This is a genomic window from Mesorhizobium sp. M7A.F.Ca.ET.027.03.2.1, from assembly GCF_003999175.1.
Classification (GTDB): domain Bacteria; phylum Pseudomonadota; class Alphaproteobacteria; order Rhizobiales; family Rhizobiaceae; genus Mesorhizobium.
Genome location: NZ_RZOM01000148.1, coordinates 1 through 8,449, shown reverse-complemented (window position 1 = coordinate 8,449; position 8,449 = coordinate 1). Strand labels below are relative to the sequence as shown.

The 8,449-nt window shown below is 62.5% G+C and carries 11 protein-coding genes, 1 other RNA gene and 1 pseudogene; 3 read left to right on the top strand and 10 right to left on the bottom strand.

The genetic code is table 11. The features are described from left to right. Positions 1-70: 70 nt before the first annotated feature. The 4 genes from EN750_RS09345 to EN750_RS09335 form a co-directional block, all read right to left on the bottom strand. Positions 71-952 carry a sigma-70 family RNA polymerase sigma factor gene (locus EN750_RS09345; RefSeq protein ID WP_127396242.1) on the bottom strand — a complete coding sequence of 294 codons (882 nt, stop codon included), beginning with the start codon at positions 950-952 and terminating at the stop codon, positions 71-73. 16 nt (positions 953-968) lie between these two features. Then, positions 969-1,121: a hypothetical protein gene (locus EN750_RS41655; RefSeq protein WP_348629586.1), complete on the bottom strand. Its 153-nt coding sequence runs from the start codon at positions 1,119-1,121 to the stop codon at positions 969-971. Positions 1,122-1,148: 27 nt separating this feature from the next. Further along, a complete protein-coding gene (locus EN750_RS41650) occupies positions 1,149-1,274 on the bottom strand; it encodes a hypothetical protein (protein WP_348629585.1) in 126 nt (41 codons plus the stop codon). A gap of 121 nt (positions 1,275-1,395) precedes the next feature. Beyond that, entirely contained in the window at positions 1,396-1,827 is a 432-nt protein-coding gene (locus EN750_RS09335; RefSeq protein ID WP_127396241.1) for a helix-turn-helix domain-containing protein, read from the bottom strand. A gap of 157 nt (positions 1,828-1,984) precedes the next feature. On the opposite strand from EN750_RS09335, the gene EN750_RS09330 reads away from it, so the two are divergent. After that, positions 1,985-3,787, top strand: a complete 1,803-nt coding sequence (locus tag EN750_RS09330; protein ID WP_127396240.1) for a chloride channel protein — start codon at positions 1,985-1,987, stop codon at positions 3,785-3,787. Here the strand turns inward: EN750_RS09330 and EN750_RS09325 are convergent. From EN750_RS09325 to EN750_RS09310, 4 genes are all read right to left on the bottom strand, one after another. Further along, positions 3,784-4,008, bottom strand: coding sequence for a ribbon-helix-helix domain-containing protein (locus tag EN750_RS09325; RefSeq protein ID WP_127328907.1), 225 nt, complete (start codon positions 4,006-4,008; stop codon positions 3,784-3,786). The genes EN750_RS09330 and EN750_RS09325 overlap by 4 nt on opposite strands. Further along, positions 4,005-4,202 (bottom strand): DUF4169 family protein, encoded by a 198-nt coding sequence (locus EN750_RS09320; protein ID WP_127396239.1) that lies wholly within the window; start codon positions 4,200-4,202, stop codon positions 4,005-4,007. The genes EN750_RS09325 and EN750_RS09320 overlap by 4 nt, the downstream gene beginning before the upstream one ends. A 9-nt stretch (positions 4,203-4,211) precedes the next feature. Further along, a complete protein-coding gene (locus tag EN750_RS09315; protein ID WP_027160604.1) occupies positions 4,212-4,748 on the bottom strand; it encodes an SspB family protein in 537 nt (178 codons plus the stop codon). Positions 4,749-4,866: 118 nt separating this feature from the next. Continuing rightward, the gene (locus EN750_RS09310) at positions 4,867-5,556 is read right to left on the bottom strand and encodes a TetR/AcrR family transcriptional regulator (protein ID WP_127396238.1); all 690 of its coding nucleotides are present in this window, start codon (positions 5,554-5,556) and stop codon (positions 4,867-4,869) included. A gap of 187 nt (positions 5,557-5,743) precedes the next feature. Between EN750_RS09310 and EN750_RS09305 the strand changes: the two genes are divergently transcribed. Beyond that, a complete protein-coding gene (locus EN750_RS09305) occupies positions 5,744-6,949 on the top strand; it encodes a multidrug effflux MFS transporter (RefSeq protein WP_127396237.1) in 1,206 nt (401 codons plus the stop codon). 61 nt (positions 6,950-7,010) lie between these two features. Here EN750_RS09305 and EN750_RS09300 read toward each other — a convergent pair. Further along, positions 7,011-7,567, bottom strand: a pseudogene (locus EN750_RS09300) (AAA family ATPase). Between the two features lie 114 nt (positions 7,568-7,681). Then, positions 7,682-8,041, bottom strand: a transfer-messenger RNA (tmRNA) gene (gene ssrA / locus EN750_RS09295). 168 nt (positions 8,042-8,209) lie between these two features. Here ssrA and EN750_RS09290 point away from each other — a divergent pair. Continuing rightward, positions 8,210-8,449: DUF2853 family protein (locus EN750_RS09290; RefSeq protein ID WP_127396236.1), on the top strand; the 240-nt coding region annotated here is incomplete at its 3' end.

Here is an 8,449-nt window from a genome sequence, read left to right as displayed (position 1 = left end):
GTTCACGATCGACAATCTGCTGAAGTCGCTGCAGTAGGCCAAACGCCTTCCTGATCGGCGATCCGCAGATTCAGAGGACGAGCAGTTGCGCGCTCTCTGCCGCATAGCGGGCATGGCGGAAATCCCGGATGGTCAAGAGTTTGCCATCCTGCCACGCCAGCAGGATGAAATAGGCAGGGGGCGCCTTCGGATCATTGGGATCGCGAACGAGGATTGCCGGCCTGTCTTCGACGAAGCCGGGCACGAAACGCCAGTCCTGCACCCGGGAATAGTTGCCGAAATAGGTACCCACTTCCTTGCGGCCGTTCAGCCGTGTCCGGGCAACCAGTTCCAGTCGTACTTCTTCGGCCAGCATGTCGCGCACCGCATCGAAATCGCGTGCGTTGAAGCGGTCGATATAAGCGTTGAGCAGCAGGCGCTCCGCGGCACTCAGTTTCGGAACAGGACGGTCGTCCGGTTCGTCAGCAAGATGGCGGAGCCGGCCGCGACCGCGATGCAGCGCCGCCTTGATGGCAGGGATGCTGGTGTCGAGCATGTCGCTGATCTCCTGCAGCGAATAGCCTAGAACGTCCATCATGATCACGCTGCTTCGCTGCGCGACGGGAAGGCGCATGAAGGTGTGCAGGCTGGCCGCCGCGGCCTGACGATCGGCGGTGGGATTGGCTGGGTCGACGATCATGTCCGGGTCCTCATCGGAAAAAGCCCTTTCGCGGGCTCGCCGGCGCAGAAAATCGAGCGCCGCATTGTGGGCTATGCGGAACAGCCAGCCCTCCGGATTGGCGATCGGGCCGGCATCCGGCAGCGCCTCGAACCCCTTGGCCAGGGCTTCCTGCAGCACGTCCTCGCCGTCGATGGCCGAGCCGGTCATGCGGGCGCAATAGCGATGCAGTTTTGGACGCATTTCGCCGAACAGGCGGGCAAAAGGTTCGCGGATCTCGCCGGGGATAGTCATGCGCCTCTGTTCGCCGTTATTGGTCCAGCATCCGGTAGTGGCCCACCACGGTCATTTCCTCGCGCTGCGGACGCTCGATCAAGCGATCCCTGATGCCGCTCTGAAAGGCCTCGAATGCCGCCAGCCCGGTGATAATGTCGGCATGGGCCTCGGTTTTCGTCTCTACCATATGGATAAAGGTCCCGTCGTCGGACCGCTATGTCATGTAGCGAACGCCGTCCGGCGATTTTTCCCGCAGCTCCTGGAACACGGCCTTGACCAACCGTTCATTCTCATCGGTCCGTTCCGGTTTCGTCTTGTAGCGTATCAGGTGTCGTTTCATCGCAGTTGTCCTCTTGGTTGCCTTGGTCTTTGAGAGTGTTCATCCTCAAGACGTTGTCGGGGGGGCGAAAGGATTCGGGCGCCGAAAAATAATTCGTGTCGCCCGCAAGACGCCGGAGCGCTCACTCGCGATCGAGCAGACGCCGCAGCATCGGTTCGATACGCGACAGTTCGTCGAGATGCGCCGCCGACAGCTCGGCCAGACAATCGTCGGCGCGCTCGGTCAGCTGCAGCAGCACACGGCGGTGGTCATCCTTGTCCTGATCCCTTGTGACCAGCCCAGCTTCGCCGAGGCGGTTGACCAGTTCGACGGCGCTGTGGTGGCGGATGCGCAGGCGCTCCGCGAGATCGCCAACCGTCACCGGGCCGCCGCCGGGGAATCCCTTGATCGCCAGCAGCGCCTGATGCTGGCGCGGGGTCAGGCCGGCGTCTTCCGCCTGGACCTGGCTGAATTCGAGGAACCGGCGGATCAGGTAGCGAAACTCCGACAGCCGCTGGTAATCGGCCTGGCTGATGGCGGGGCGTGGTTTTTGTGGCTGCGACATATCAGACATGTGTTCGTTTTCCGGCGAAAGCTCAAACGGATTTCGGGCGAAACCGGCTTGAATATTTATATCGTGTTACGATACATAGCAACCGATAAACCCGGCTGGCCGCTTCGACCGTGCCGCATCTCAGACACACGGCCCGCCGCCAGGAAGCAATTTTGCCATGAAGACCCCTCATTCGAATCCGGAGCACCTGCGCGATTTCACCACGGATGCCAGGGTGCTGCTCGTCGCCGCTATTGCCGTGGTGGTGGCGACAGCCGGGTTGTTTGCCGGCATCGCGCTTTTGAAGCTGATCCGGCTGGCCACCAACATCGCCTATTTCGGCCAGTTCTCGCTTGCCGACCTGAAGCTTGAGGACACACCGCTTGGGCTTGCCGCCGTCATCGTCCCGGTGATTGGTGCGCTGATCATCGGCCTGATGGCGCGCTTCGGCAGCGAGAAGATCCGCGGCCATGGCATTCCCGAGGCCCTCGAGGCGATCCTGCTCGGGCGCTCAAAACTCGACGCCAAGGTGGCGATCCTGAAGCCGCTGTCGTCGGCGATCTCGATCGGCTCCGGTGGACCGTTCGGCGCCGAAGGGCCGATCATCATGACAGGCGGCGCGATCGGCTCGCTGATCGCGCAGATGCTGCCGGTCAGCGACAACGAGCGCAAGACGCTGTTGGTGGCTGGTGCGGCAGCAGGCATGACCACGGTGTTCGGAACCCCGATCGCCGCCATCATGCTGGCCGTCGAACTGCTGCTATTCGAATTGACCCCGCGCAGCTTCATTCCGGTGGCGGTCGCGGCTGTTATCGCCGAGGTCGAGCGCACCATGCTGCATCTGCCCGGGCCGATCTTCCCGTTTCAGGGCGGCATGGCGGTTTCGTTCACCGGGCTTGGCGGCTGGGTTCTGGTTGGCATCTGCGCCGGCCTGCTATCGGGGCTTTTGACGCAGATGGTCTATGCCTGCGAGGACGGTTTTCAGAAGCTGCCGATCCACTGGATGTGGTGGCCTATGATCGGCGGTCTGGTGGTCGGCATAGGCGGGCTGATCGAACCGCAGGCGCTCGGCGTCGGCTATGACAACATCACCGACATGCTGGATGGCCGCACCGTCGCGACGGCGGCCCTCCTGCTGCTGGTGGTGAAGGCGATCATCTGGTCGGTAGCGCTCGGCTCGGGAACGTCGGGAGGTGTGCTGGCGCCGCTGTTGATCATGGGCGGGGCTATGGGCGCTGTGCTCGCCGGCGTTCTGCCTGCCGCGGATCCCGGTTTCTGGGCGCTGCTGGCGATGGCCGCCACGATGGGCGGCACGATGCGTGCGCCGCTGACCGCCACGTTTTTCGCCGTCGAACTGACCGGCAACACACATATGCTGGTGCCGCTGATTGCTGCCTGCGCTGCGGCGCACGCCGTCACCGTGCTTCTGATGAAGCGGTCGATCCTGACCGAAAAGATCGCCAGAAGGGGACATCATCTGGTTCGCGAATACCGCGTCGACCCTTTCGCCCTGACCAGGGTGCGCGAGGTGATGACCTCACAGGTTGAAAGCGTGCCGGCGACGATGACGCTGCATGGCGCTGCGGCATTCCTGACAGCGCCGGAAACACGGCATCCGAGTTTCCCGGTGGTCGATGAGCACGGCCATGTGCTGGGCCTCATCGATCCGCCGGCTATATTGCGCTGGAGACGCGCCGGCACGCACCGCACCACCACGCTTGGCGAACTGCTGGCCGGCAGCAAGGTGACGCTGGCCTATCCGGACGAATATCTCGAAGGCCTCTCCGACAAGCTGCTGACGGCCAACGTCTCTCATCTGCCCGTCGTCACTCGCGAAGGCTCCTTGCTGGTCGGCTATGTCGGCTGGAAGGATTTGATGCGCGTGCGGTCCAGGAAACAGGCCGAGGAGCGCGAGCGTTCGACCTTGCTTGGCTTCGGCACCAGACGCAGGAAGAAGGAAGCGGCGGTCGAAGGCCTCTAGAAATCCGTTCCGCGCTTCGCCCACTCCAGGACATGGAGCCTCAACGCAGAGGACAGGTTGGTGTCGCGGGGCCTTGTCTCGTCGACTTCGGCGACAAGCGCGGCAAGCGTCAGCTTTCTGGTCGCCGCGATCGCGACGAGGTCGTCATAGAAGGGTTTTTCGAGCGAGTAGCTGGTGCGGTGACCGCGAATGGTCACAGAACGCTTTTCGACCGGGCTCATTGACGGTCGGGGTCGCCGGGCTTTTCACGACGATGCCCGGCAACGAATTTTTCGCTCTTGTCGGCGGCGATGCGGTCGCGTTCTTTTTCGGCCTTGGAGCGGCCGTGCAGCGCGCGATTCTGCTCGGCGGCGCGCAGCTTTTCGTCCCGCGCCTTCTGCTTGCGGGCCTGGCGGAGATTGACGATCTCGGCCATGCCGTCGGCCTATTTCTTGCGGAAGGCGTCGAGCGAAACCACTTCGGCGCCCTTGGTGGCGGCGTCCGCGGCAGCGGGCTTCTTCTCCGCCTCGGCGGCGGCCTTCTTCTCGGCCTTCGGCTTTTTCTCGGAGACGATGGTCAACGGCTCCGGAGTTGGCGCAGCCGGTTCCTCGGCTGCCGCGCCATCCGTCTTGACGTCGAATTCGAGCTCGAAATTGACCGAGGGATCATAGAAGCCGCGCACGGCCGAGAACGGGATTTCGAGTTTTTCCGGCACATCGGAAAAGGACAGGCCGACCTCGAAGCCGGTGTCGGTCACCTTCAGGTCCCAATACTGGAACTGGATGACGATGGTCATCTGCTCGGGATAGCGCTCGCGCAGCCGCGAAGACACGCGTACGCCCGGCGCGCCGGTCAGGAAGGTGATGAAGAAGTGGTGGTTGCCGGGGAGGCCGGTGCGCGCGACCTCGGCCAGGACCTTGCGCATGACGCCGCGCAACGCCTCCTGGGCCAGAATGTCGTAGCGGATGTGGTCGTCGGCCATGTGGCGGTCGGGTTCCGTTGAATCGTCCGCATAGCTGTAATCAAGCTTGAGGGCGGCGTAAACCGCATATAGATCACCCGCGCGCGGAAGCGAAGACTATTGCCAGCGATTTGATCGCTCAGGCGCTGGCGAGCGCGCTTTGCTTTTCGGACGATGCCGCGGACCGGCGCTTGCCGAAGGCGCGCAGGAAGGTGCGCACGCCATTGGTCGCGGATTGCAGCACCTCGTCCTCGCGCGGCGAGCCGCCAAGCATGAAGGTGGTCTGCAGTTCGGCATTGACGAGACCGAGGAACTGACGTGCCGCCACGTCGGGATCCTCGATCGTGAGATAGCCGCCATAGGCGAGGCGGGCGAAGCGGGCCGCGATTGCCGGCCATGTCCTGCCCGGACCCTGTTCGCGCCATTCGGCAAACAGTTCGGGATAGCGCTCGCCTTCGGTCTGGATCAGCTTGCGCAGGAATTTTCCGTCGCGGTTGCAGATGCAGTTCTGGTTCAGGCGCACGGCAAAGCCGATCAGGTCGGCTTCGAGATCCCCCGGCTGGTCGGGGAAGGTGGCAATGGTGGCGAAGATGCCGGCATTGCAGCGTTCGGTGAGGTCGCGGACCACAGCGACGAACAGTCTCTCCTTGTCGCCATGATGGTTGTAGATCGTCTGACGCGAAACGCCGGCTTCGGCCGCGATCAGATCGATGTTGGCGCCGGCGAAACCTTCGCGGCAAAACACGGTGGCGGCGGAGTCGACGATCGAGAGGCGCTTGGCCTCATGGCCGCGTGGCGGGAAAATGTCAGGAGAAACGTGCAGCTTCATAAAAAACTATATAGGGGTGATTGACGATTTAGACAAGAGTGTCTAAATTTGTGGACACAGGATAAAGAGATTTCGCGCGAGAGAGACGAATGGAATTCGCTCTTGAGGTGTCGGAATCTCACGGGATGGAACGTCCTAGGTTAGACGTCGCCTGCGGCGGCAACCAGATTTGAAAGAAGCCTTTATCATGAGTCCCAAATTCCTCCGCATCGCGGTCGTGCTTGGCTTGTTGTCCGCCATCGGCCCGTTCGCCATCGACATGTATCTGCCCGCGCTGCCGTCGATCGGCGCGGATCTGCATGCCAGCACCGCTGCCGTGCAAATGAGCCTGTTGATCTTCTTCCTGTCGATGGGTTTTGGCCAGATCGTCGTCGGGCCGATCTCCGACATGGTCGGCCGCAAGCTGCCGCTTTATGGCGGCCTTGCGCTGTTCATGGTTGGCGGCATCGGTTCGGCAATGGCGCCGACCATCGAATGGCTGATCGCTTTCCGTTTCCTGCAAGGGCTTGGCGCCAGCGCCGGCATGGCCGTTCCGCGTGCCATCGTGCGCGACCTGCATACCGGCAATGAGGCCGCCAAGCTGATGTCCTTGCTGATGCTGGTGTTCTCGGTGTCGCCGATCCTGGCGCCGCTGACCGGCAGCGTGATCATTGAGAGTTTCGGCTGGCGCGCCGTGTTCTGGACGGTGACCGGTGCGGCCGCCCTTGCCACGGTGCTGCTCGCAACCTCGCTCAAGGAGACGCGGCCGGCTGAAGAACGCGTCGGTTCCTCCTTCGGAACCGCGCTTGCCGGCTATCGCTTCCTGATGGGCGACCGCAATTTCCTTGGCCTGGTGGCGATCGCCGGCTTCGGCATTGCGAGCTTCTTCGTCTATCTGTCGAGCTCGTCCTTCATTCTGATCGACCATTACGGGCTGTCGCCTTCGGTCTACAGCGTGTTCTTCTCGATCAATGCGGTGGCTTTCATCGGCATGTCGCAGCTGACCGGGCTGCTGGCCGAGCGTTTTGGGCTGCGCCGCGTGGTGCGTGTCGCGGTGACCGGCTATGCCTCGACGATGGTGGTGTTGTTGGCGATCATGGCGACGGGCGTCGACCGGCTCGACGTGATGGCGGCCCTGCTGTTCGTCGGCTACGGCTTCCTCGGCCTGGTCATCCCGACCACCTCGGTGCTGGCCATGGAAGAGCATGGCGAGATCGCCGGCACGGCGTCGGCGCTGATGGGCACGCTGCACTTCGCCATCGGTGCGCTCGCCATGGGCGTTGCCGGCGTGTTCTTCGACGGCACGCCGCTGCCGATGGTGGCCGGCATCACGCTCTGTGCGGTGATTTCCTTCACGCTGGCCAAGGTCACGCTCGGCCGCTCGCGCGAGGTTGCCGAGGCACCGGCGGAATAAGCAACCAAAACAAATGAAAAAAGGCCGGGGTTCATCCCGGCCTTTTTCACGCCAATCCTGTTCACGCCAATCCTGTCTCGGCCAGCACGAAGCGCAGCCGCGCCTCGACGGATGCCAGCGGCAACGGAATCATCTCATAGCCCAGTTCCGTGTAGACGCCGACCAGCGCATGGTGGGTGCGCTCGGCCTCGTCGAGCGTCTGCTTGCGCTCTTCATCCTGCGCGAAGATCTCCGGCCATAGCGGGGCGACGAAGACGCGCTGATGGTAGCGGAAGCGCCCGGCGGCAGCGTTGGCGTGTTCGGGTACCGGCAGGCCGCTCAGCCTGAGATAGCCGAGCGTGTCCGGAACGCCACGATCAAAGAAAACAGGACGCCCGGTCTGTTCTTGCGCGATTTGATACGAGCGCATCTCCCATGACAGCATCAACTCCGCAAACAGCGCGCGATCGCGCCAGGGCAAAGCGGGTCCGCCTATATCTGAGACTGGTGGCGGATGATGCCGCGCCCGGCTTCCACCGAGGTGGAAAAGCCTGCGTGGCGCAGCGCTTCGATCAAGGTGGTCTTGCCGGAGCCGGGGCCGCCGGTCAGCACGAAGAATCGATCGGAATCGTTTTGCATGTTTTGTCCGTGGAGAGGTGGCACGCGGCAGGGCGGCTTCGCGGCCCGAGGGCGTGCGAAGTTGGCCGGCGGGAGCTGCCGTTGTGCGTAACGCATGTTGAGGAGGAGGGGAGAAGTGGAGGTTTCTGTTGCCAGGTACCTCCGAACCCCGCCTAGAAGTGCGAACCTCTAGGGCTTGATTTGAAGCTATCGCACCGCTTACGCGGCGAGACGTGCTTCCGCATAGTTGTCATTTGCAACTACAGGTTTAGCCCGATGACGGTGGTACCATGCCGGGCAAAAGTACGATCTTTACACCTTCGTCGATCCTATTTCGCCCCCAGCAAAAACCGCTCTGTCATCAGCAGCAGCTTTTGGTGGAGGCGCCGGGTACCGCCCCCGGGTCCGAACGGCTTATTTCATCGCCCATTTATCGCCATAGTCGGTCAAGCCGACAGACTGAATATAGGGGGCCATCGCAAGAAATGGAAGGCCGCAATGGCACTTTCCCCCTGACAAAACCGCAAGTCCAAAGGGTTGACTTGGGCGCGGTCTCAACCGAAGCTTTGCCCCGGTGAGGAGTTACCGACCTAGCGCACATGTTGCAGCAGCGCGCCACAGCCCTCATCGATCGGATCCGTGGCGCCGACGAGGGGAATTTTGATGGCCGACTATCTTGCAGACGTGAAGAAATACGATGCCGGCGCCAGTGCTGATGCGGTTGAAAAGATCGTCAAGCACCTGGGCATCGCGCTCAGGAACCGCGATTCCTCGCTGGTATCCTGCACCGACCCGAAGGAACTCGGGCGTGTCAGGGACAATTGGGTCGCCAAGAAACTCGGCATCAGCGACGCAGCGAAGGCCGATGCGTCAATCGAGAAGACTTGCAAGGCAATGGCTGCC